Here is a 21,766-nt window from a genome sequence, read left to right as displayed (position 1 = left end):
GGCACGAAGCGGCGGAGTTCTACACCGTCCCGCGTGTATTTTAAATACGGTATTAACCGTTTACATCTTCTTAACTCAAATCGGATCCGCCCCCGCGGCCGCCGATACATCTGTTGATGTGACCGGACTATGGCCGAGTTGGGGCGATATTCAAGGAAAATAAGGCCGGGTTAGAGGTTCCGGCCGATATCCAGGAATTTCTGGCGGCGTTCGGCGCGCAGCTGCGTGCCCGAACGCTGTGAAAGATCGGCCAGCGCCTTGGCGATCACGTCACCGGTCGCGTCGATCACGGTCGCCGGATCGCGATGAGCGCCGCCGATCGGTTCGGGAATGATTCCATCGATGACGCCGAGCGACTTCAGGTCTTCGGAGGTGATCTTCATGTTGGTGGCCGCTTCCTTGGCGCGGGTCGAATCACGCCAGAGAATGGAGGCAGCACCTTCCGGTGAAATCACCGAATAGATCGAATGTTCGAGCATATAAACGCGGTTGCCGGTGGCGATGGCGATCGCGCCGCCCGAGCCGCCTTCACCGATGACGACCGAGACGATCGGCACCTTCACGTTGAGGCACATTTCCGTCGAACGGGCGATGGCTTCCGCCTGGCCGCGCTCTTCAGCGCCAACGCCGGGATAGGCGCCTGCGGTATCGATGAGGGTGACGACCGGCAGCGAGAAACGGTCGGCCAGTTCGAGCACGCGGATCGCCTTGCGGTAACCTTCCGGGCGCGCACTGCCGAAATTATGCTTCAGGCGGCTCTTGGTGTCGTTGCCCTTTTCCTGGCCGATGATGGCGACGGGCTGGCCGTTGAAACGCGCAAGGCCCGCCTGAATGGCGGCGTCTTCGGAAAATTTGCGGTCGCCGGCAAGCGGCGTGAAATCGGTGAACAGCGCCTTGGCGTAGTCGACGAAATGCGGGCGCTGCGGATGGCGCGCGACCTGCGTTTTCTGCCAGGCGTTCAGTTTCGAATAGATGTCCTGCATCGCATCGTTGACGCGAACTTCAAGACGGCTGATCTCCTCCGAGGTGTCTATGCTCTCGTCTTCGGTGGCAAGCTTCTTCAGCTCGATGATCTTGCCTTCAAGGTCCGAGATAGGTTTTTCGAAGTCGAGATAATTGTGCATGAGATCCGTTTCCGATCGTTTTGCGCAAGGTTTGACCGGATTATCCGGCGGTTCCGGTCGCTCTAATCAAGGTTTTTGCCCTGTTTGGCAAGGGGGTGATGTGTTTGTACCAGTTCTTGCAAGCGTTCTTCCAGCACATGTGTATAGATTTGTGTCGTGGAAATGTCGGAATGACCGAGAAGCTCCTGCACCGCGCGCAGATCCGCGCCGTTCTGCAGGAGGTGGCTGGCAAAGGCATGGCGCAGGACGTGTGGCGACACCGCCGAGGCGGTCAGGCCAGCGCGGATGGCAATATCCTTCAGGTCACGGGCGAAGACCTGGCGGGGCAGGTGGCCTTCCTTGCTGTTCGAAGGAAACAGCCAGGGGCTCTCCGCCGTCTCCGTTTTTTTGGGGGAAATGGCTGCCTTGCTTTTCTCCGGCAGAAGCGCCTTTCTGGCGGCGTCGTATTTTTCCATCGCCTCGATGGCTGTGCGTGACAGAAGCACCATACGGTCCTTGTTGCCCTTGCCCCGTATCATCAGGAAGCGCCCTTCCTGACGTAATACCTTGACCGGCAGGGAGACGAGTTCGCTGACGCGCATGCCGGTGGCATAAAGCAGCTCGAGCAGCAGATGCATGCGGATGCGGCCAAGCTGGCCGGGGCCCGGGGCCGCGGCCTCTTCCGCTGCGATGCGGAGAAGTTTCGTCACGTCGGCAACGCTCATCGTTTTCGGCAGGCTGAGCCCCTTCTTCGGCGTGTCGATGATGCCGGTCGGGTCGTCACCGCGCAGCCCTTCCGAATAAAGGAAGCGATAAAATTGCCGCATGGAGGAGAGGCGCCGCGCCTGTGAGGTGGCGGCGAAGCCCTGCGTGGAAAGATCGGTCAGATAGGCGGACAGGTCGGGTGTCTGCGCTCCCGTCAGGGACTGGCCCCGCCCGGCGAGGAATTCGCGCAGGTCCGTCAGGTCGCGCTCATAGGAGGACAGCGTATTGGCCGCCGCACCCCGCTCGGCGCTCATCATCTCCAGAAAACTTTCAAGCCGTGCGCCGTCGCGCCCTCCTGCCTGTTGTCCGCTCATGGCGCGCGCCTTGCCGGTTCCGCCACCGGCGGGTTCAGCCGCTCGGAGGGGATGCGCACCGTCACCTCGCGGTCGCGCGGTTTGACGACCATGACGAGCAGCACCATGCCGCCATAGATCAACCCCGCAATGGTCGCCAGTATCATCGTGAAGCGGAAGAGGGTGGGCATGGCGGCTCCATGAAGGTGGCGGTCGAAATGTATATGCGGTGCGGCGAAAGCGGCGGCAAGATCAAAAAGCCGGCTTCCGCCCCGTGCCGCATGCGGCGATGATTGTGATTCAACGCAATTCAGTCAGCAATTTGGCTTGACGCTTCGTAAACATTTGCAGATATCCATGCCAAACGGGCTTTCAAATTTATGAATGAAACGAATTTATCCGTCCCGGCCACACTCGGGGAGCAAGCACGGGCAAAGCTCGGACGGCGCAACGTCGTCTTTGTCGGGCTGATGGGGGCTGGAAAGTCCGCAATAGGCCGCATGGTCGCCCAGCAGCTCAAAGTCTCGTTCATCGATACGGATGTCGAAATCGAGCGTGTATCGCGCATGACGATATCGGAACTCTTCGCCACCTATGGCGAGGAGGAATTCCGGGCGCTGGAAACGCGGGTCATCAAGCGGCTTTTGCGCGGCGGGCCCAAGGTCATTTCCACCGGTGGCGGCGCGTTCATCAACGACAATACCCGCCGGCATATCACGCGCGGCGGCATTTCATTATGGCTGAAGGCCGATCTCGAGGTGTTGTGGGAGAGGGTCAACAAGCGCGACCACCGCCCGCTTCTGAAGACCGAAAACCCCAAGGCCACGCTGGCGGCCCTGATGGAGAAGCGCTATCCGATCTATGCGGAAGCGGATTTGACCATCGAATCCCGCGATGTCCGCAAGGAAATCATCGTGACAGAAGTGCTGGCCGCCATAGCCGGCATTGAACAGAAAGACAGATCCCCATGACGCCTTCCGAAATCCACGCCGATGAACGTCTCGTCCATGTGCCGCTCGGCGAGCGCGCCTATGACATTCTGATCGGGCCGGGGCTGATCGGCCGGGCGGGCGGCGAGATTTCGGCGCGGCTGAAGGGCCGGCGCGCGGCGATCATTACCGATGAGCATGTGGCACCGCTTTACCTCGAAGGCCTGATGGATGGCCTGCAGACGGATGGCATCGAGGCGGTTTCGTTGACCCTGCCGGCCGGTGAAAAGACCAAGAGCTTCGAACATCTGGTCACCGTCTGCGATGCGGTTCTGGCCGCAAGGGTGGAGCGCAACGATGCGGTGATCGCGCTCGGCGGCGGCGTGATCGGCGATCTCGCCGGTTTTGCAGCGGGCATCGTGCGCCGGGGCGTGCGCTTTGTGCAGATACCGACCTCGCTTCTGGCGCAGGTCGATTCCTCCGTCGGCGGCAAGACCGGCATCAACAGCCGCCACGGCAAGAACCTCGTCGGCGTTTTCCACCAGCCCGATCTGGTGCTGGCGGATACGGCGGTGCTCGATACGCTGAGCCCGCGTGAATTCCGCGCCGGTTATGCCGAAGTGGTGAAGTACGGGCTGATCGACAAGCCGGATTTCTTCTTCTGGCTGGAAAAGAACTGGGACGAAATCCGCACCGGCGGCCCGGCCCGCATTCAGGCGATTGCGACCAGCTGCCAGGCCAAGGCCGACGTGGTGGTGGCCGACGAGAAGGAAAACGGCGTGCGCGCCCTCCTCAATCTCGGCCATACATTCGGCCACGCGCTGGAGGCGGCGACCAACTACGACAGCAAACGGCTGGTGCATGGCGAAGGCGTTGCCATCGGCATGGTGCTGGCGCACCAGTTCTCCGCCCGTCTCAACCTCGCCAGCCCGGATGATGCCGCGCGCGTCGAAGCGCATCTGAAGGCGGTTGGCCTGCCGACGACGATGAAGGATATTCCCGGTGAGTTGCCGCCGGTCGAGACGCTGATGACGGCAATTGCGCAGGACAAGAAGGTCAAGGGCGGCAAGCTCACCTTCATCCTCACCCATGGCATCGGCCAGTCCTTCGTGGCCGATGATGTTGCGGCGTCCGAGGTGCAGTCCTTCCTGTCGGAAAAGCATCCGGGGTGAAATGTTGAGCGATATGGTGAGGGTTGCCCCCTCATCGCCTCGCTTCGCTCCGGCACTTCTCCCCGACCGGGGAGAAGAACAGGCCGCTTTGGCAATGCCCTACGAAGCAGCATTGCTGCAGCTACGTTGACGTCATACCGTTGAGTGAGGCGCTGCCGCCCGGTTTCTTCCCTCTGCCGGGGAGAAGGTGGCCCGAAGGACCGGATGAGGGGGCTTGCTCTCGGTTTTGATGACAGCCTTAATCAGAACCGCACTGGTTCCCCCGGTGCAGCCGCCTCTATGGCCAGCGCATGCAGCCCGGCATCGAGTTCCGGCTTCAAAAGCGCATTGATCGCCCGGTGGCGCTCGACGCGAGACTTGCCGGAAAAGCTTTCCGATACTATCTGAACACGCATATGCGTCTCGCCCGTGCCGGTCATATCCGGCTGGTGGCCCGCATGCATCCGGCTTTCATCGACGACCTTCAGTCGCTCCGGTGAAAAGCTCTCCCGAAGCTTCGTTTCTATGCGTTCTCGCAGGGACATGCGAAGGGCTCCATTCCTGTTGGCTGGTCTTGAAGGGGGCTCCCTAAAAGCCTGTAACATTCCACTTTGTCAATTCTTGTTGTGCGGCTTTTCGCACCCCATAATCAGGGCATCATGAAACTGGATTCGAAATATTTCGATCGCATCCGCACGCGCCGGAAAAGGGAGAGGGAACCTGAGGTTCAGGCCCCCACCTGCCAGTGGGACGGATGCGACAAGCCGGGCGTTCACCGGGCACCTGTCGGCCGCAATGCCGAGGGGCAATTCTTCCTGTTCTGCTTCGAGCACGTGAAGGAATACAACAAGGGCTATAATTATTTTTCCGGCCTGTCCGACAGCGAGATCGCCCGTTACCAGAAGGAAGCGATCACCGGCCATCGCCCCACCTGGACGGTGGGCGTCAACAAGACGGCGCGCGACAGCCCGCTGCATTCCACGCTGCGCTCGGGCACGGCCAGCGGCAATGCCCGCATCCGCGATCCTTTCGGCTTTGCCGGCGGTTTTGCAGGTGGCTCCAGGGCAGGCGGCACGCGCATGCAGCAGGACCGCAAATTGAAGACGCTGGAGGCAAAAGCCTTCGATACGCTCGGTCTTTCTGCCAGTGCGAAGCAGGAAGACATAAAAAGGCGCTATAAGGAGCTTGTCAAAAAGCACCATCCTGATGCTAATGGTGGCGATCGTGGTTCGGAAGAGCGTTTTCGGGCTGTTGTTCAAGCATATCAATTGTTAAAGCAGTCAGGTTTCTGCTAAGCCAACTTATGTGTTTACCGCCTGATTGATGATGTGGCCGGGTGGCTGCCGCCCGCCTTGGAGACGTGATGAGCAAAATCGACCTTGATATTTCCAACCTGCCTGACACAACGGTGTCCGTGCGGGAGGTTTTCGGCATTGATACGGATCTGCGGGTTCCCGCCTATTCCCAGGGCGACGCCTATGTGCCGGACCTCGATCCCGACTATCTTTTCGACCGCGATACGACGCTTGCGATCCTAGCCGGTTTTGCTCACAACCGACGTGTCATGGTTTCCGGTTTCCACGGTACGGGTAAATCCACCCATATCGAGCAGGTCGCTGCCCGCCTCAACTGGCCCTGCGTGCGCGTCAACCTCGACAGCCATGTCAGCCGTATCGACCTCGTCGGCAAGGACGCCATCGTCCTGAAGGACGGCAAGCAGGTCACCGAATTCAAGGACGGCATTCTGCCCTGGGCTTACCAGCACAATGTCGCGCTCGTCTTCGACGAATATGACGCCGGCCGTCCGGACGTGATGTTCGTCATTCAGCGCGTGCTGGAATCCTCCGGTCGCCTGACCCTGCTCGACCAGAGCCGCGTCATCCGTCCTCACCCGGCCTTCCGTATTTTCGCGACCGCCAACACGGTCGGGCTTGGCGATACGACCGGCCTTTACCATGGCACGCAGCAGATCAACCAGGCGCAGATGGACCGCTGGTCCATCGTTACCACGCTGAACTACCTGCCGCATGAGCAGGAAGTGAACATCATCGCCGCCAAGGTGAAGAGCCTCGACAATCCGAAGGGTCGCGAAACCGTTTCCAAGATGGTGCGCGTGGCCGACCTTACCCGTTCGGCCTTCGTCAACGGCGACCTTTCCACGGTCATGAGCCCGCGTACCGTCATCACCTGGGCGGAAAATGCGGAAATCTTCGGCGATCTCGCCTTTGCCTTCCGCGTGACCTTCCTCAACAAGTGCGACGAGCTTGAGCGTACCCTGGTGGCCGAGCAATATCAGCGCGCCTTTGGTGTCGAGCTGAAAGAAAGCGCCGCGAACATCGTTCTCAGCGCCTGATCATCCCCGGTTTTCCGGAGAAGATCACCGATGACTTGAAGACGCCGGTGGCCGCGCATCCTCTGATGGGCGCGCCGCAGGCGTCGGCAACTGACAGGAAAGACAATGGCAGGGCGCGGCGACAATTCCAGAGCGAAACCGGGTACGGCGGTCGATACGGAGCCGTTGCGTCAGGCGATTGCCGGATGCGTGCGATCCGTTGCCGGCGACGCCGAGGTGGAGGTCGTCTTCGCCAACGAGCGACCGGGTCTTGCCGGCGAGCGCATGCGCCTGCCGGAAATTTCCAAGAAACCGACCGCTCAGGAAATCGCCATCACCCGTGGTCTCGGCGATTCCATGGCGTTGCGCCTCGCCTGCCATGATGCCGACACCCATGCGGTGATGTCGCCGCAGGGTGCCGAGGCGCGGCTGATCTTCGATGCGGTGGAACAGGCGCGCGTGGAATCCATCGGCGCGCTGCGTATGCCGGGCATGGCCTCCAACATCCAAGCCATGAACACGGAAAAATATGCCAAGGCCAACTTCGCCGGCATCAACAACAAGGACGATGCACCGCTTGCGGAAGCCGTTGCGCTTCTGGTGCGCGAGAAGCTGACCGGTGAGAAGCCACCGGAAAGCGCTGGCAAGGTTGTCGACCTGTGGCGCGATTTCATCGAGGACAAGGCGGCCGGCGACCTCAAGGATCTCTCCAGCGTCATCACCGACCAGAAGGCGTTTTCGCGGCTGGTGCGCAAGATGCTGACCTCCATGCAGATGGCGGAGGATTTCGGCGACGAGGATAACGAGCCTGAGAGCCAGGAGGCGGAATCCAACGAGGACCAGCCGCGCACCAACGAGACCGAAGAAGAGCAGGTCGAGGAGGAGGCCGGTTCGGACGCGACGCCCGCCGATGAAAACGAGGCCTCGCAGGAGGAAATGGAAGAAGGCGAGATGGACGGCGCCGAGATGTCGGACGAGGAAATGTCCGACGATCTCGACGAGGATTCCGAAACGCCCGGCGAGACCCGCCGTCCCAACAGCCCCTTCGACGATTTTAACGAGAAGGTCGATTACCGTATCTTCACCCAGGAATTCGACGAGGAAATCCACGCCGAGGAACTGTGCGACGAGGCCGAGCTCGACCGTCTGCGTGCCTTCCTCGACAAGCAGCTTGCACATCTTCAGGGTGCCGTCGGGCGGCTGGCGAACCGGCTGCAGCGCCGCCTGATGGCGCAGCAGAACCGTTCCTGGGATTTCGATCTGGAAGAGGGTTATCTCGATCCGGCCCGTCTGGTCAGGCTCATCATCGATCCCATGCAGCCGCTGTCCTTCAAGAAGGAACGCGACACCAAGTTCCGCGATACCGTCGTGTCGCTCGTCATCGACAATTCCGGTTCGATGCGCGGCCGTCCCATTACCGTGGCTGCCACCTGCGCCGACATTCTGGCGCGCACGCTGGAGCGGTCGGGCGTGAAGGTCGAAATTCTCGGCTTCACCACCAAGGCGTGGAAGGGCGGGCAATCGCGTGAACAGTGGCTCGCCAATGGCAAGCCCGCTTCGCCGGGCCGTCTCAATGATCTGCGCCACATCATCTACAAGTCGGCGGATGCCCCGTGGCGGCGCGCCCGGCGCAATCTCGGCCTGATGATGCGCGAGGGTCTGCTGAAGGAAAATATCGACGGTGAAGCGCTGATGTGGGCGCATAACCGCCTGATCGGCCGTCCCGAGCAGCGCAAGATCATGATGATGATCTCGGACGGCGCGCCGGTGGATGATTCGACCCTGTCGGTCAATCCGGGCAACTATCTGGAGCGGCACCTGCGCGCCGTCATCGAGCAGATCGAAACACGGTCGCCGGTGGAACTTCTGGCAATCGGTATCGGCCATGACGTGACGCGTTATTACCGCCGCGCCGTAACCATCGTCGATGCGGATGAACTGGCCGGCGCGATGACCGAGCAGCTCGCGGCTCTCTTTGAGGATACGAGCAGTGTCTCCGGTTCGTCTCGCAGGGTCCGCCGTGCCGGATAAGCGGGGCCGGGCTTCCTTTTCCTGCAAGTCTCTCGCTTTGGCGGCCATTCTTGCGGCGGGTTCGCTTTTTCCGGCTTCCATCGGCGCGTCGACCATCGATGTGCCGGTAAGCGTTCGATTGCTGTCCGGCTTTGAGGTCGGCACCAGCGAAAAACGTTTCGGCAAGCTGGAATTTGTCGGCGGCATGGTGATGAGCGCGCCGGAAAAGCTGTTCGGGGCGATGTCCTCCATCCGTTTCCGCCCGGACGGGCAGGAATTCGTGGCCGTTCTGGATACCGGTCACTGGCTGACGGGCCGCATCACCCGTGGTCAATCCGGGGCGCTTGCCGGGCTGGATGACGTTCGTATTACGCCCATGCTGGATGCCAGCGGCCGTGAACCGACCCGCAAGATGGAAATGGATGCGGAAGGGCTGGCGTTGCGCGACGGCAAGGTTTTCGTCAGCTACGAGCAACGGCACAGGATCGATATCTATCCCGATCCGGGCTTTGCCACCTCCAAGCCGCTCGGGCGCCTGCCGCATCTCATCCCCAACAATGAATTGCGCCACAATGGCGGCATGGAGGCTCTGGCGGTATCGCCGGCCGATTCGCCGCTTGCCGGTGCGCTGGTCGTGGTGGCCGAAAAAAGCATCGACACGGACGGTAATCTTCTGGCCGCTATACTGGAAGGCCCGCTGAAAGGCACATTCGCCGTCACCCATCATCCGTCATTCGATGTTACGGACGGTGCCTTTCTTCCGAATGGCGATCTGCTGCTTCTGGAGCGGCGTTTCAATTTCGCCGAAGGTGTAGGTATGCGCATTCGCCGCATCCGCGGGGGCGATATCCGGCCGGGGGCGGTCGTGGATGGCGAAATCCTCATGGAAGCCGGCATGGCCTACCAGATCGATAATATGGAAGGCATGGATGTGGTGAAGGGGCCGGATGGCTCCACGCGCCTCATCATCGTTTCCGATGATAATCACTCGTTCCTCCAGCGCAACCTGATGCTGGAATTCAAGCTGGTGGAATGAAATATCAGGCCTGCTCCTGTGCCGCCTTGTAGGCGGCCACCAAATCCTCGACGGGAATGCCGTCGATCTTCACGCCGGTCATTCTGCATCCTGTTATCTGCGCGCCGGACAGGTTGGAGTTGCTCAGTTTCAGACCGGAAAAATTGACGTCATCGATCGACCAGCCGGACATGTTGCTGTCCGTGAACGACGCGCCAGAGAAGTTGATGTCGTTGAAGCGTGTGCCGGCCAGATTGACATTGTTGAAGACCGTTCCCGACAGATTGACGTCATCGAAGCTGGAACCCGAAAGCGTGGCGCTGGTGGCATCCACAATGTCGATGACGTCCTTGATCTGCATGTCGTCCTGCCCCGCGCTGTGCCACGGACGGCAGACTGCAACGCCGCTGGCTGGTTGGCAAGCGTGATTTGATCCACGCTTGCCCGCCGCAAATATGACTGGCGATATTCTCAGCCCGATTTGACGGCGCCCGGCATCGGCTTCAGCGTGCTCATCAGCGCGCCGTAAGGCAGCAGCATGACGAGGCCGACGAGAACCTTTACCGAGAGATCACCCAGCGCCCAGGAAATCCACCGGGGTGCTTCCAGGGCAAAGACACCGAGAATGGGAGCGTTTCCGATGGCGAAGGCATCGTTGGGGCCGACAAAGGAGAAGCTTGCGGCAAAGGCGATGGAGAAGAACAGTGCGGTATCCAGCACCGAACCCAGCATCGAGCCGGCAAGCGGCGCGTGCCACCAGCGCTGGCGGCGCAGGCGGTTGAAAACGGAAATATCCAGCAGCTGGCCGATCAGATAGGCGGTGCCGGAAGCGACCGCGATGCGCGGGATCGATGTCCAGAAGGACAGAGTGACCCCGACGACGAAGCCGGCAAGCACGACGCGGCGCGCGATGGAGGGGCCGAACTGGCGGTTGGTCAGGTCGGTGACGAGGAAGGCGATGGGATAGGTGAAGGCGCCCCAGGTCAGAAGGTCGCCGAGATTGACGCCGAACAACGAGCCGGAAAGCGGATATTGCACCAGAATGTTGGAGGCGACGACCACCAGTGTCATCAGCAGGACATAGATAAGCGTAAAGCGCAGATAGGGCATTTTTTTTATCCTGGGTGATGCCACCAGTTGAAGCCAAACATCGGCCGAAACATTTTCGGAAACTCCGACGCAATTAAAATCTGAAACAAACAAAAGGCTTGAGCGGCAAAAAGCCATTCAAGCCTTCTGAATATCAGATGATGTCGAAACCGCTATTAAGCAGCTTCGGCCGTCTTCTTGGCGATCTGGCGGCGCAGGAGACGAGCGCGCATGCTCAGTTCATTTTCGCCGGACTTCAGAAGGAAGGCATCGAGGCCGCCACGGTGTTCAACGGAGCGCAGAGCAGCTGCGGAAACACGCAGGCGGAAACGCTGGCCGAGAGCATCGGAGATCAACGTGACCTGGCAGAGGTTCGGAAGGAACCGGCGCTTGGTCTTGTTGTTGGCGTGGCTGACGTTGTTGCCCGTCTGGACGCCCTTGCCGGTCAATTCGCATACACGGGACATGGGTACACCTATTTCGTTTCGTCTGTTTCACCACTGGCTCGCCACCGGCAAAACCGGGGTGGCAATCCAACTGGCCATGATTGGAAAGTTGCGGTTCTATAGTCAGACGAGACTTAACAGTCAAGCCGCTCGCGATCAAATGAAAGGAAATTCCGGCGTTTTCAACCGTCGTCCGCTTTTTTATTGCCACAAGTCAGCGTATATGATCGCCCGATAAGGCCGCTTCCGCGCCTCTTTTAAGGTGATATCGAAATGATTGCCAGAGGAAAAAGCATTTTCGTGGCCGCGACAATGGCGTTAGCGGGCGTCTCCCCCTCGCTCGCCGCCGAAGCGCGCCACACAAGCGAATACAGCATCAATCTCGGCATTTTGCCGATTGCCAGGGCCAGTTTTTCGACTCGCATGGATGGGCCGAATTATTCGATCTCCGGTTCCTTCAGCGCCGCCGGCCTTGCCAGCATCCTCAAGGATATTTCCGGCAAGACGACCGTTTCCGGCGCCAAGCGTGGCCACCGGCTGCAGGCCAACGAATATTCGCTGGTCTACAAGGATGGCAAGCGGGTGCGGACCTATGACGTTGTCTATCGCAACGGCAATGTCACATCGACGACGGTGAAGCCTGAGCCGAAAGCCCGGCCGGATAACTGGGTGGATGTGAAGGACCGCGATCTGCGCTCGGTTCTCGATCCGATTTCCGGCCTCATCATTCCCTCGGGCGGCCGCATCTGCCCGACTCGCCTGCCGATCTATGACGGCGAATCGCGACTCGATCTGGTTTTGAGCTCCAGCGGCACCAAGCCGTTCAAGACCAACGGTTTCAGCGGCGATGCCGTGGTCTGCAAGGCGCGGTATGTGCCGAAGTCGGGTTACCGGCAGGGGCGCAAGGATATCGAATACCTGAAATCCATCTCGATGGAGATCTGGTTCGCCAAATCCAACAACATGGATGTCTATGCGCCTGTTTATGCGATCATTCCGACGCGGGTAGGGCAGGTCTATATCACCGCTACGAAATACGGCGGCTGACCGGGATCGATAGCAGGGCAAGTGACGCTCGGCGTTGCTGCTGGGTTTCTTCTCCCCGGCGGGGAGAAGAAACATGCGGCATCCGCTCACCCCACCGATATGACTCAGGCAATTACGGCGCGTCGCCCGGCGACCAGCCGGGCTCTGCCATAACGAAGCTCGAAAAGGCGAAGCCCGGCGAGACGGTGCAGCCGACAAGGGTGAAATCGCCAAGGCTTTCGGCCGATTGCCAGCAATTGGCGGGAACGATGACCTGTGGGCGCTCGCCCTCAAGAATGGCGGGGCCGAGTGTGAAGGTCTGCATTTCCTGGCCGTCCTGCGAAAGATGCAGCGCGATGGGCGCGCCGGCATAATAGTGCCAGACCTCCACCGCGTCGGTGACCCGGTGCCAGTGCGAGCGGTCGCCCTTTTCCAGAAGATAATAGATCGCCGTCGAATGACCGCGCTCCCCGCCTGCCCTGTCGCGGAACGTCTGGTGGTAAAAACCGCCCTCGGGATGCGGCTCCAGCCCCAGTTCGCGAATGATCGCCTGCGCCGATATATCCGTTCCCATCAGAAATTGTCCTTGCGTGTGCGGATTTCCGCGAAGACATCAGCATCGGTGGCACTTTCAAGGCCAAGATATTTGCGAATACCGGCATCGGCCACCCGCATATAGGGATTGGTCTGTTTTTCGAGCCCGATGGTGGTGGGAATGGTGAATTCATTCGCCTGCCGCGCCTTCTCGATGTGGGCCGCGCGCTCGCTCAGCACAGCGTTCTCCGGGTCGACGGTCAGCGCAAAACGGGCATTCGTCAGTGTATATTCATGACCGAAATAAACCTTGGTCTCATCCGGTAGCGCCATCAGCTTCTGGAAGGAATGCCACATATCCGCCGCCGGGCGTTCGAAAAGACGGCCGCAGCCCATGGCAAACAGCGTATCGGCGGCAAACAGCAGGCCGTCATCGGGCAGATAATAACAGATATGCCCCGCCGTATGGCCGGGTGTGGCAATGATCTGAACCCGGCGCCCGGCGAATTCGAACTCGTCGCCATCGGCCTGCGAACGGTCAAGGCCCGGTATGGCAACCGCCTCGTCATAGGGGCCGTGCACCTCGCAGCGGAACTTGTCCTTCAGCGCCAGATTGGCTTCCACATGGTCCTGATGGTGGTGGGTGGTGAAGATATGGGTGAGCTTCCAGCCGTGGCCGTCGAGAGCGTGCAGGATCGGCCCTTCTTCCGGCGCGTCGATGGCGGCTGTCGCTCCGCTTTCGGGATCGTGCAGGAGCACCCCGAAATTGTCGCTACGGCAAAGAAAGACGTCTATTTCCAAAGGTTTCATCGTATCCTCTCCGTTTGCCGGCCAAAACCGGCGCATTCACCCGCCTGACTTTCCCAACTGATTTCCAATGTAGGGGCAGACGCCTTGAAGTCCAACCGCCTGATGCTACATTCTCGACCATGAATACCGATATCGTCGATCTGCGCGAATTCTATCATTCCCCGCTTGGCCGCTCCGCCGAGCAGGCGATTACCATGGCGCTTTCGACGCTGTGGCCGCCCTTGCCGGAAGAGCGGCTGGTTGGTCTCGGTTATGCCGTGCCGTTTCTGGAGCGATTCCGCCGCGATACGGAGCGCACCTTCGCCTTCATGCCGGCGGGGCAGGGGGCGGTAAACTGGCCGGCGGGCGAATTTTCCTCCACCGCGCTGGTGTTCGACGAGGAATTGCCCCTGCCCGATTCGTCGATAGACCGGGTCCTCATGGTGCATGCGCTGGAATTTGCCGAAAATCCGCGTGAGAGTTTAAAGGAACTGTGGCGGGTGCTGGCGCCGGGCGGGCGTCTGGTCATCGTGGTGCCGAACCGGCGCGGTGTGTGGGCGCGCATGGAACACACGCCCTTCGGCTCCGGCCGCCCCTATTCACGCGGGCAGCTGACGGCGCTTTTGCGCGAAACCAATTTCACGCCGGGCGCCACCGCCGAGGCGCTGTTTTTCCCGCCCACCACAAGCCGGCCGGTGCTGAAGTTCCGCCGTTATCTCGAACATACCGGCCGTCGCCTCTGGCCGCTGTTTTCCGGCGTCATCGTGGTGGAAGCCCAGAAACGTCTCTATCAGGGATTGCCCGTCACACAGCGCGCCTCGCGCCGGGTGTTCGTGCCCGTGCTTGCGCCACAGGGGGTGCCCACCACCCGCGCTGCCGCAAGCCAGGGAAAGCCGCGCTGACCCTCGACAAAGCGCCCATTCCGGTCTAATGCCTCCGGCATTGCTTTTGCCGGGTTCTCCGGCGCTTTTCCAAAGGTCGATCAAATGAGTGCAGAGCTTAGCCAACCTGTTCCGCGTCCGGGTATTCTGGATATCGCCGCTTATGTTCCGGGCAAGGAACATGTGGATGGCGTTGCGAAGGTTTATAAGCTCTCCTCCAACGAGACGCCGCTTGGGCCGAGCCCGAAGGCGATAGAGGCTTTCAGCACGGTTGCCAGCCATCTGGAAATCTATCCGGACGGTCAGGCCATTGCGCTGCGTCAGGCGATTGCCGACGTGCACGGTCTCAACATCGCGAATATCCTGTGCGGCAACGGTTCGGACGAGCTTCTCGGTCTGCTTTGCCACGTCTATCTGGGCGCTGGCGATGAGGCGATCATCACCGAACACGGTTTCCTCGTTTACAAGATCCAGATCATGGGCGCGGGCGCGACCCCGGTGACGGTGAAGGAAAAGGATTGCGCGGTGGACGTGGATGCGATCCTCGCCGCCGTGACACCGAAGACCAAGATGGTTTTCGTCGCCAATCCCGGCAATCCCACCGGCACCTATGTTCCCGTCGCGGAAATCCGCCGCCTGCAGGCCGGGCTGCCGAAACATGTCGTGCTGGTGCTGGACGCGGCCTATGCCGAATATGTCCGCAAGAACGACTATGAGGCCGGTCTCGAGCTGGTCTCCGGCAACCGCAACGTGGTGATGACCCGCACCTTCTCCAAGGTTTATGGTCTGGCGGCCCTGCGCGTCGGCTGGATGTATGGCCCTGCCGCTGTCATCGATGCACTGAACCGCGTGCGCGGCCCGTTCAACATGAGCGCGCCGGCTATCGCGGCGGGTGCTGCGGCAATCCGCGATCAGGCCTTCGTAGAGAAGGCCGTGGCGCATAACACGCTGTGGATGGAAAAGCTGGTCACGAGCTTTACCGGCCTCGGCCTCACCGTCACGCCTTCGGTCACCAACTTCATCCTCATCCATTTCCCGGATCAGGACGGCAAGCGTGCGGCGGATGCGGATGAGTTCCTGAGCCGCCGTGGCTACATCCTGCGTGCGGTGCGCGGTTACGGCTTCCCGAATGCGCTGAGAATGACCGTTGGCTCCGAAGAGGCCAATCTCGGCGTCATCGCGGCCCTTACCGAGTTCATGGGGCAGGCGTGATGGCTGAGATCATGTTTGAACGCATCGCGCTGATCGGCATCGGCCTGATCGGCTCGTCGATTGCCCGTGATGTCAAAGAGCTTGGGCTTGCCCGCCACGTGACGATTTCCACCCGCAGCGAAGCCACGCTGAAACGGGCGGAAGAACTGGAACTTGGCACGGATTACACGGTTTCGGCGGCGGAGGCGGTAAAGGATGCCGATCTCGTTATCGTCTCGGTGCCGGTGGGGGCTTCGGAAAGCGTGGCGCAGCAGATCGCGCCGCATCTGAAACCTGGCGCCATCGTTACCGATGTCGGCTCCACCAAGGCTTCGGTCATCGCGCAGATGGCGCCGCATATGCCCGACAATGTGCATTTCATTCCCGGCCATCCGCTGGCGGGTACGGAAAAATCCGGCCCGGATGCCGGTTTTGCCGGCCTCTTCCGCGACCGTTGGTGCATTTTCACGCCTTTGCCGGGGACCGATGCCGAAGCTCTGGAAAAGCTCAAGGATTTCTGGCGGGCGCTCGGTTCGCGCGTGGACGAGATGGATGCCGAGCACCACGACAAGGTTCTGGCGATCGTTTCGCATCTGCCGCACATCATCGCCTATAATATCGTCGGCACGGCGGATGATCTGGAGACGGTGACCGAATCGGAGGTCATCAAATATTCCGCCTCCGGTTTCCGTGACTTCACCCGTCTGGCGGCTTCAGATCCTACCATGTGGCGCGATGTCTGCCTGCATAACAAGGATGCCATCCTTGAGATGCTGGCACGGTTTTCCGAAGACCTCGCCTCCCTGCAAAGGGCGATACGCTGGGGAGAGGGCGACAAGCTGTTCGAGCTGTTTTCCCGCACCCGCGCTATCCGCCGCTCCATCGTTGAGGCCGGTCAGGATGTCGACGCACCGGACTTCGGCCGTCACGCGCTGGACCAGAAGAAGTAGGGCAGGGGACAAAGCCTGCAAATATCTCTCCCGTCATGCCGGATTGAATCCGGTATCCAGCCACGGCGCGTCTGCGCCGTGGGGAGAGTTTTTTGCGGTCAATGACTTGATCGTGCTGGACCCGGATCAAGCCCGGCGGTGACGGAGAAGATTCGGGCGCTCAGATCGGCGGAATCTTGCCCAGCGGGATGAAGCCGCTGACGGTGGCGCGGCCGCGATCCACCACGAGATCGACGGATGCCCTGTCGCCACCGCCGGCAAGCGCGCCGAGCAGTTTGCGGGCCGTATCGATGGTGGATTGCAGCTGCGGAAACGCCTGCTTGGCATTGTCCGACCATGCGCCGAGCTTTTCGATCTCCAGCTTGAACTGGCCGGAAAGATACCCCTCATTGTCGAAGGAGAAGGGACCGCTGATGCGCATGGTGCGGCCTTCGCCAATATCGGCCACCAGCCGGCGAAGTTCGCCGCTTGTGCCATAAAGGCCTGACGTGTCGCTGCCGTCCACCATGCCCGCCTTGCCTGCGAGCGTGACATCAACGATGGCGTCGAGGCGCGGAAGAACCTGCGGCCAGTCCTTGATGACGGTGGCCGAGTCGGTGAGCGTGACCGCACCGTCGAGATCGGCACCGTTCTGGCGAAGATGCATTTCCGTCTTGACGGCATCAAAATCGATCGTCTGGCCGGTAACGGAGGAGACCGCCTGCGCCTTCAGCCCGTCAATGACGAGCGAGCTGCGGTCGATGCCCTTCAGCTTGGTGACGATGCTCGACTGCATGTTCTGCCAGGTGGCCGAGACTGTCAGGCCATGGGCGGAGCGGATTTCCGCAGGGGAATCCAGTTCCCAGACGATATGGCCGGGATTATAGACCTGCGCCGCCGAGCGTAATTGCCCGAAAGAAGCGGAAACGCCGTTGCCGCTGTCATCCACCGTCACTTTGGAGCAGAAGAGGCCGATGCGGAAGGGGTAACCCTTGAAGGCGATATCGCCGCATTCGCCGCTGACGCTGCGGGCCTGCGAGGGGGCAATGACGTTCAGAACCGTCTGCTTCAGCCTGTCGGCGGCATAAAACCATCCGGCGGTATAAAGTCCGATGACCACGAGGATGGCGATGGCGAGCCAGAGGAATTTCCTGGCGGTGCCGGATTGGCTTGACGCTGCCATATTGATCTCCGATGAACAGACTTCAGATAATTTCGATTTGGCTTGGGATATGGACGATTTTTGGGTCTTTGGCTACGGTTCGTTGATGTGGAACCCCGGCTTCGCCTTCGAGGAGAGGCAGCAGGCACGGCTGCACGGTTATCGGCGCTCGCTCTGCATCAGTTCCAACTTTTATAGAGGCACCGAAGAAAAGCCCGGTCTCGTCCTTGGTCTGGAGCGCGGCGGCTCCTGCCTTGGCGTTGCCTTCCGCGTGCGGGCGCAGGACCACGATCCCGTCATGGCCTATCTGCGGGAGCGCGAGCTGGTGACGAATGTCTACAAGGAGCGCGTGGTTTCCGTCGCGCTCGCCAATGGCCGGCGCAGCAGCGCCGTGACCTATGTGGCCGATCCCGCGCATGAGCAATATATCGGCGGCCTCGGCGTTGCCGAATCGGCGACCATCATCGCGGCCGCATCGGGTCGCTCCGGGCCGAATACGGATTATGTCTTCAATACCGTGCAGCATCTGCAGGAAATGGGCATTCGCGACTCCCTGCTGGAGAGCATCGCCAAAAATGTCGGTACGCTCGCCGCTCAGCCGGCGGCGGTTTCCTTGCCCTGAAGTTCGGCGATCCGCTTCACGGCGGTCGGCGGCAACGGCAAATGCGGGTTGTTGCGCACGGTTTCCAGCAGCAATTCATCGCTCGCCTTTTCCGTCACCTCGATCAGGCGCTTGAAGAACACGTCGGGGTCCAGCCCCGGCTCGATGGCCGGCAGGATGCGCACCTTGAAATGGCCGGGATAACGCATGGTGGAACGGCGCGGCCAGAAAAGGCCGGGATGCATGGCGACGGGAATGACCGGAACCTGCAGATCGCGGTAAAGCCGGGCAATGCCATAACGATATTCGGGTTCGGCGCCGGGTGGGCGGCGCGTGCCTTCGGGATAGATGATGAGTTCGCGGCCGGCGGCCATTTCCTCGCGCGCCCGCTCCATCACCTTCAGCATCACCTTGCCGCGCGCGGCGCGGTTGACCGGGATCATGCGCTGTTTCATGGCGTACCAGCCGAATAGCGGAATCCACAAAAGCTCGCGTTTCAGAATATAGACCGGATCGGGAAGATTGGGCAGCAGCGCATAGGTATCCCAGAAGGATTGGTGCTTGGGCGCAAAGATGCAGCCGGTTTCGGGAATGTTTTCCAGCCCTTCGATCTCGAAGGTGGTGCCGACGATGGTCTTCATCAGCCAATGGTTGGACCGCGCCCAGTTCTTGGGGATTTCATAGGCGATCTTGCGGGGCAGGATGAAATAGATCGGCGTCAGCACGATCATGCGGACAATCAGGTTGAGATAAAACAGCGTATTGAAAAGAAAAGAGCGCAGCTTGAGCATCAACAGCCTTCCCGGAGCGCAGCCGTTCCGAAGCCTTGGACAGGCCTCGATGCCGGATGCCGATGCCAGACGCCTACACGAAAACAAGGCCTCGCATCAAGCGCGTTTCTCGCCGGTCATGGAGAAGCGGTCGCCACCTTGGGTGCGGAATGATCGGCGGCCGCCTTGCGCAGACCGTCGCCCTTGCCGAAGCCGGTGAGGTCGCGTCCCGCCGCCGCCACGAACTTCAGATATTCGTAGAGCATGGTTCGGACCACATCCGGCTCCACGAACCAGTTCGTGCGGGCGAGATCCGCGCTGATGACGGGATAGGCGATGAATTCCGTCTGCGGGCTGGCGCTGCGCAATTCATGCAGGCTGCGATGCATGTGATAATTGTTGGTGACGACGACAATGGAGGAATAATTGTGGTCGCGTATCCAGCTGGCCGCCTCATTGGCGTTGCCGATCGTATCGATCGCCTTGTAGCCCATATCCACGCAGCAGGTGAACATGTCGGATGACCCTTGCGTCATCTTGCGGATCTGCGAACGGGTGGTGGCGGGGTTGACGCCCGATATCAACAGCCGCTTGCCCACACCATCCCGGAGCAGGCCCACCGCCTGTTCGATGCGCTGATAACCGCCGGTGAGAACGATGATGGCATCGCCTCTTGCCCCCTCCGGCGGGCGCATGGAGGCGACCGAATCGGCAAACCACAGGAAACCGCCGGAAAAAGCGCCGAGTGCGATGACACAAAGCAGGATGAGGCCGCGAATAAAACGGCGCAGAGGACCACGCCGCGACAACAGGCCCTTTCTGGCCGGCCGCGTCGTCGTCTGATCCTGGTCCATCCGACTCACAAACATTCCTCCTGAATACTCGCCGATTAAGGCAAGGAACAGGCATTTTTGTCCACCGTCCGCAGGTTACATCCGGCTTGTGACGGTTTCAGTTTTCCCGCGGAATTTCGGGGATGATCTCACGATGCAAGGCCGTCGCTTTTTGACGGATCGGACCGGACGCGGTCAATATCGTCAATGGTGCGGATGACGGTCATGCGCGCCGTGATGGTGGTGAGAAGCGCGATGATGATCATCGTCATGGCGATACCGAAATAACCGCCGAGACCGACCGAAAACGAGCCAAAAAGCGCGCTTGCCTGGTCGCTCTGTGGTGTCGCGACCGTGCTCGACTGCCAGAAACCGGCGACGAGGAACACGGCGGCGGCAAGCGCGCTGCCCGCCGCTGCCCCCTTGAGGCTGATCTTCAGGAAGTGCTTCTGGAATTCGCGCGCCACAAAACTGCTTTCGGCGCCGACGAAATGCAGCACCTCGACAATGTGCCGGTTGCCGGAAAGCGCGCCGCGCGTGGCAAACACCACCGTCAGCACCATGGCGGTGAAGACGAGGATGAGGACACCGACGCCGATCATGACGGTGGTTCTGGCCATGGAGACCAGCCTGTCGACCCAGGTGCGGTGGTCGTCCAGAAATGCCTGCGGAATCTCGGCTTTCAGCATATCCCGCATCGCCTGGAAATCGGGCGGATTGTTTTCGTCGATGGTGATGACGACGAGACGCGGCACCGGCAATTCGGAAAGATCGAGACCGCTGCCGAGCCACGGCTCCAGCAGGCGCGATGTCGCCGCATCGTCGAGGATCGTACCGTCGCGCGTGCCGACGAAGGTGAGCGCCAGATTGCGTGCCTTGGAGAGCGCCGCATCCATGTCCAGCCCGTCCTCGGGCTTGATCTGGATGGTGATCTCGCGGGAAATCTGGCTCTGCCAGGTGGCGGCGGTGGCGCGCACCATGGAGACGGCACCAAGGGTGAGGCAGGCGAGAAAGGCCATGATGGCGATCACCACCATCAGCGCATTACCCTGAATATTGGAGGGCGGCAGGATGGGCGCCATCGGGCGGATGCGCATGGGCGGGCGCTTCGGCTGCGCCGCTTCCGGTTTCAATGGTTTGCGGTTGATCTCATTCATAGATGTCGAGCCGCCCTTCGGTCAGGATCATCCGGCGCGCATCGATCTGGTCCATCAGGCCAAAATCATGGGTGGCGATGACGACGGCCGTGCCCAGCCGGTTGAGCTCCAGGAAAAGGTTGAGAAGGCGCTTGGCCATCGGCGGATCGACGTTGCCGGTCGGCTCGTCGGCCAGCAATATTTCCGGCTGGTCCATCAGCGCGCGGGCGATGGCGGCGCGCTGCTTTTCCCCGCCGGAAAGAATGGCCGGCAGCACGTTGATACGCTCGCCGAGCCCGACCCATTTCAGAAGCTCGATCACGTCGTTGCGATAGGCACTTTCTTCCTTGCCGCGCACGCGCAGCGGCAGGGCGACATTCTCATAGGTCGTCAGATGATCGAGCAGCCGGAAATCCTGAAACACGATGCCGACGCGGCGGCGCAGCATCGGCAACTCGCTGCGCGGAATACGCGACACATCCCGGTTGAACATGCGGATATTGCCACGGGTCGGCTGCAGCGACATCAAAAGCAGGCGGAGCAGCGTGGTCTTGCCCGCACCCGAAGGGCCGGTCAGAAACTGGAACGAACCCTTGGGAATGTCGAAGGTCATGTCCCTCAGGATCTCGGGTCCCATGCCGTAACGCAACCCGACATTTTCGAAATGGATCAACGGACTTCCAGTCTCTTCGTTTCGTGGTGGTTCGCAAGCCGCTGGCGCGTGGGGTTCGGATGTCGGGGTTTAACCCGGATCCGGCGGCCTGCGCGAGCCGTTTTTGCG

General features: G+C 60.7%; 25 protein-coding genes. 11 read left to right on the top strand and 14 right to left on the bottom strand.

Annotated features, from left to right (window positions below; translation table 11 throughout):
- Positions 1 to 170: 170 nt before the first annotated feature.
- From JZX88_RS12705 to JZX88_RS12695, 3 genes are all read right to left on the bottom strand, one after another.
- Entirely contained in the window at positions 171 to 1,124 is a 954-nt protein-coding gene (locus JZX88_RS12705) for an acetyl-CoA carboxylase carboxyltransferase subunit alpha (protein WP_065117966.1), read from the bottom strand.
- 62 nt (positions 1,125 to 1,186) lie between these two features.
- A complete protein-coding gene (gene xerD, locus JZX88_RS12700; protein ID WP_206913791.1) occupies positions 1,187 to 2,182 on the bottom strand; it encodes a site-specific tyrosine recombinase XerD in 996 nt (331 codons plus the stop codon).
- Entirely contained in the window at positions 2,179 to 2,352 is a 174-nt protein-coding gene (locus JZX88_RS12695; RefSeq protein ID WP_065117968.1) for a histidine kinase, read from the bottom strand. Before JZX88_RS12695 ends, xerD begins: the two co-directional genes overlap by 4 nt.
- Before the next feature lie 189 nt (positions 2,353 to 2,541).
- On the opposite strand from JZX88_RS12695, the gene JZX88_RS12690 reads away from it, so the two are divergent.
- Positions 2,542 to 3,132 (top strand): shikimate kinase, encoded by a 591-nt coding sequence (locus tag JZX88_RS12690; protein WP_065117969.1) that lies wholly within the window; start codon positions 2,542 to 2,544, stop codon positions 3,130 to 3,132.
- Positions 3,129 to 4,262 carry a 3-dehydroquinate synthase gene (gene aroB, locus JZX88_RS12685; protein ID WP_127755612.1) on the top strand — a complete coding sequence of 378 codons (1,134 nt, stop codon included), beginning with the start codon at positions 3,129 to 3,131 and terminating at the stop codon, positions 4,260 to 4,262. The genes JZX88_RS12690 and aroB overlap by 4 nt, the downstream gene beginning before the upstream one ends.
- Positions 4,263 to 4,504: 242 nt before the next feature.
- Here aroB and JZX88_RS12680 read toward each other — a convergent pair whose 3' ends face one another.
- Positions 4,505 to 4,786: a BolA family transcriptional regulator gene (locus JZX88_RS12680; protein WP_065117970.1), complete on the bottom strand. Its 282-nt coding sequence runs from the start codon at positions 4,784 to 4,786 to the stop codon at positions 4,505 to 4,507.
- 114 nt (positions 4,787 to 4,900) lie between these two features.
- Here JZX88_RS12680 and JZX88_RS12675 point away from each other — a divergent pair, with 114 nt between their 5' ends.
- From JZX88_RS12675 to JZX88_RS12660, 4 genes are all read left to right on the top strand, one after another.
- On the top strand, positions 4,901 to 5,536 hold the full coding sequence (locus JZX88_RS12675; protein WP_110757964.1) for a J domain-containing protein: 636 nt from the start codon (positions 4,901 to 4,903) through the stop codon (positions 5,534 to 5,536).
- 68 nt (positions 5,537 to 5,604) lie between these two features.
- Positions 5,605 to 6,594: a cobaltochelatase subunit CobS gene (gene cobS / locus JZX88_RS12670; protein WP_003509875.1), complete on the top strand. Its 990-nt coding sequence runs from the start codon at positions 5,605 to 5,607 to the stop codon at positions 6,592 to 6,594.
- A 105-nt stretch (positions 6,595 to 6,699) separates the two neighbouring features.
- Entirely contained in the window at positions 6,700 to 8,604 is a 1,905-nt protein-coding gene (cobT, locus tag JZX88_RS12665) for a cobaltochelatase subunit CobT (protein ID WP_206913790.1), read from the top strand.
- On the top strand, positions 8,594 to 9,619 hold the full coding sequence (locus JZX88_RS12660) for an esterase-like activity of phytase family protein (RefSeq protein WP_206913789.1): 1,026 nt from the start codon (positions 8,594 to 8,596) through the stop codon (positions 9,617 to 9,619). The genes cobT and JZX88_RS12660 overlap by 11 nt, the downstream gene beginning before the upstream one ends.
- A 4-nt stretch (positions 9,620 to 9,623) precedes the next feature.
- Here the strand turns inward: JZX88_RS12660 and JZX88_RS12655 are convergent, their stop codons facing one another.
- The 3 genes from JZX88_RS12655 to rpmB form a co-directional block, all read right to left on the bottom strand.
- Positions 9,624 to 9,959: a pentapeptide repeat-containing protein gene (locus JZX88_RS12655; RefSeq protein WP_206913788.1), complete on the bottom strand. Its 336-nt coding sequence runs from the start codon at positions 9,957 to 9,959 to the stop codon at positions 9,624 to 9,626.
- A 110-nt stretch (positions 9,960 to 10,069) separates the two neighbouring features.
- Positions 10,070 to 10,708 (bottom strand): queuosine precursor transporter, encoded by a 639-nt coding sequence (locus JZX88_RS12650; protein WP_206913787.1) that lies wholly within the window; start codon positions 10,706 to 10,708, stop codon positions 10,070 to 10,072.
- A 155-nt stretch (positions 10,709 to 10,863) separates the two neighbouring features.
- A complete protein-coding gene (gene rpmB, locus JZX88_RS12645; RefSeq protein ID WP_003509888.1) occupies positions 10,864 to 11,154 on the bottom strand; it encodes a 50S ribosomal protein L28 in 291 nt (96 codons plus the stop codon).
- 252 nt (positions 11,155 to 11,406) lie between these two features.
- Between rpmB and JZX88_RS12640 the strand changes: the two genes are divergently transcribed.
- Positions 11,407 to 12,180: a DUF3108 domain-containing protein gene (locus tag JZX88_RS12640; protein ID WP_065117974.1), complete on the top strand. Its 774-nt coding sequence runs from the start codon at positions 11,407 to 11,409 to the stop codon at positions 12,178 to 12,180.
- 112 nt (positions 12,181 to 12,292) lie between these two features.
- Here the strand turns inward: JZX88_RS12640 and JZX88_RS12635 are convergent, their stop codons facing one another.
- Positions 12,293 to 12,733: a cupin domain-containing protein gene (locus JZX88_RS12635; RefSeq protein ID WP_174034036.1), complete on the bottom strand. Its 441-nt coding sequence runs from the start codon at positions 12,731 to 12,733 to the stop codon at positions 12,293 to 12,295.
- Positions 12,733 to 13,503 carry a hydroxyacylglutathione hydrolase gene (gene gloB, locus JZX88_RS12630; RefSeq protein WP_065118116.1) on the bottom strand — a complete coding sequence of 257 codons (771 nt, stop codon included), beginning with the start codon at positions 13,501 to 13,503 and terminating at the stop codon, positions 12,733 to 12,735. Before gloB ends, JZX88_RS12635 begins: the two co-directional genes overlap by 1 nt.
- Positions 13,504 to 13,622: 119 nt before the next feature.
- On the opposite strand from gloB, the gene JZX88_RS12625 reads away from it, so the two are divergent.
- The 3 genes from JZX88_RS12625 to JZX88_RS12615 all read left to right on the top strand — a co-directional run bounded on the left by JZX88_RS12625 (position 13,623) and on the right by JZX88_RS12615 (position 16,504).
- A complete protein-coding gene (locus JZX88_RS12625) occupies positions 13,623 to 14,384 on the top strand; it encodes a class I SAM-dependent methyltransferase (RefSeq protein WP_110757668.1) in 762 nt (253 codons plus the stop codon).
- 84 nt (positions 14,385 to 14,468) lie between these two features.
- A complete protein-coding gene (gene hisC, locus JZX88_RS12620; RefSeq protein ID WP_065117977.1) occupies positions 14,469 to 15,575 on the top strand; it encodes a histidinol-phosphate transaminase in 1,107 nt (368 codons plus the stop codon).
- Positions 15,575 to 16,504 carry a prephenate/arogenate dehydrogenase family protein gene (locus JZX88_RS12615; protein WP_110757672.1) on the top strand — a complete coding sequence of 310 codons (930 nt, stop codon included), beginning with the start codon at positions 15,575 to 15,577 and terminating at the stop codon, positions 16,502 to 16,504. The genes hisC and JZX88_RS12615 overlap by 1 nt, the downstream gene beginning before the upstream one ends.
- Positions 16,505 to 16,664: 160 nt before the next feature.
- On the opposite strand, the gene JZX88_RS12610 is transcribed toward JZX88_RS12615, so the two are convergent.
- The gene (locus tag JZX88_RS12610; RefSeq protein WP_206913786.1) at positions 16,665 to 17,666 is read right to left on the bottom strand and encodes a DUF2125 domain-containing protein; all 1,002 of its coding nucleotides are present in this window, start codon (positions 17,664 to 17,666) and stop codon (positions 16,665 to 16,667) included.
- 49 nt (positions 17,667 to 17,715) lie between these two features.
- On the opposite strand from JZX88_RS12610, the gene JZX88_RS12605 reads away from it, so the two are divergent.
- Positions 17,716 to 18,267, top strand: coding sequence for a gamma-glutamylcyclotransferase (locus JZX88_RS12605; protein WP_206913785.1), 552 nt, complete (start codon positions 17,716 to 17,718; stop codon positions 18,265 to 18,267).
- Here JZX88_RS12605 and JZX88_RS12600 read toward each other — a convergent pair.
- The 4 genes from JZX88_RS12600 to ftsE form a co-directional block, all read right to left on the bottom strand.
- Positions 18,240 to 19,037 carry a 1-acyl-sn-glycerol-3-phosphate acyltransferase gene (locus JZX88_RS12600; RefSeq protein WP_110757674.1) on the bottom strand — a complete coding sequence of 266 codons (798 nt, stop codon included), beginning with the start codon at positions 19,035 to 19,037 and terminating at the stop codon, positions 18,240 to 18,242. The two genes, JZX88_RS12605 and JZX88_RS12600, sit on opposite strands and share 28 nt — an antisense overlap.
- A 116-nt stretch (positions 19,038 to 19,153) precedes the next feature.
- Entirely contained in the window at positions 19,154 to 19,870 is a 717-nt protein-coding gene (locus tag JZX88_RS12595; RefSeq protein WP_065117982.1) for a YdcF family protein, read from the bottom strand.
- A gap of 128 nt (positions 19,871 to 19,998) precedes the next feature.
- The gene (locus JZX88_RS12590) at positions 19,999 to 21,006 is read right to left on the bottom strand and encodes an ABC transporter permease (protein ID WP_110757676.1); all 1,008 of its coding nucleotides are present in this window, start codon (positions 21,004 to 21,006) and stop codon (positions 19,999 to 20,001) included.
- Positions 20,999 to 21,658: a cell division ATP-binding protein FtsE gene (gene ftsE / locus JZX88_RS12585; RefSeq protein ID WP_003497447.1), complete on the bottom strand. Its 660-nt coding sequence runs from the start codon at positions 21,656 to 21,658 to the stop codon at positions 20,999 to 21,001. The genes JZX88_RS12590 and ftsE overlap by 8 nt, the downstream gene beginning before the upstream one ends.
- Positions 21,659 to 21,766 lie beyond the last annotated feature (108 nt).

Source organism: Agrobacterium sp. OT33 (genome assembly GCF_017313365.1).
GTDB lineage: Bacteria > Pseudomonadota > Alphaproteobacteria > Rhizobiales > Rhizobiaceae > Agrobacterium > Agrobacterium rhizogenes_A.
This window is presented reverse-complemented; position numbering and strand designations above follow the sequence as displayed.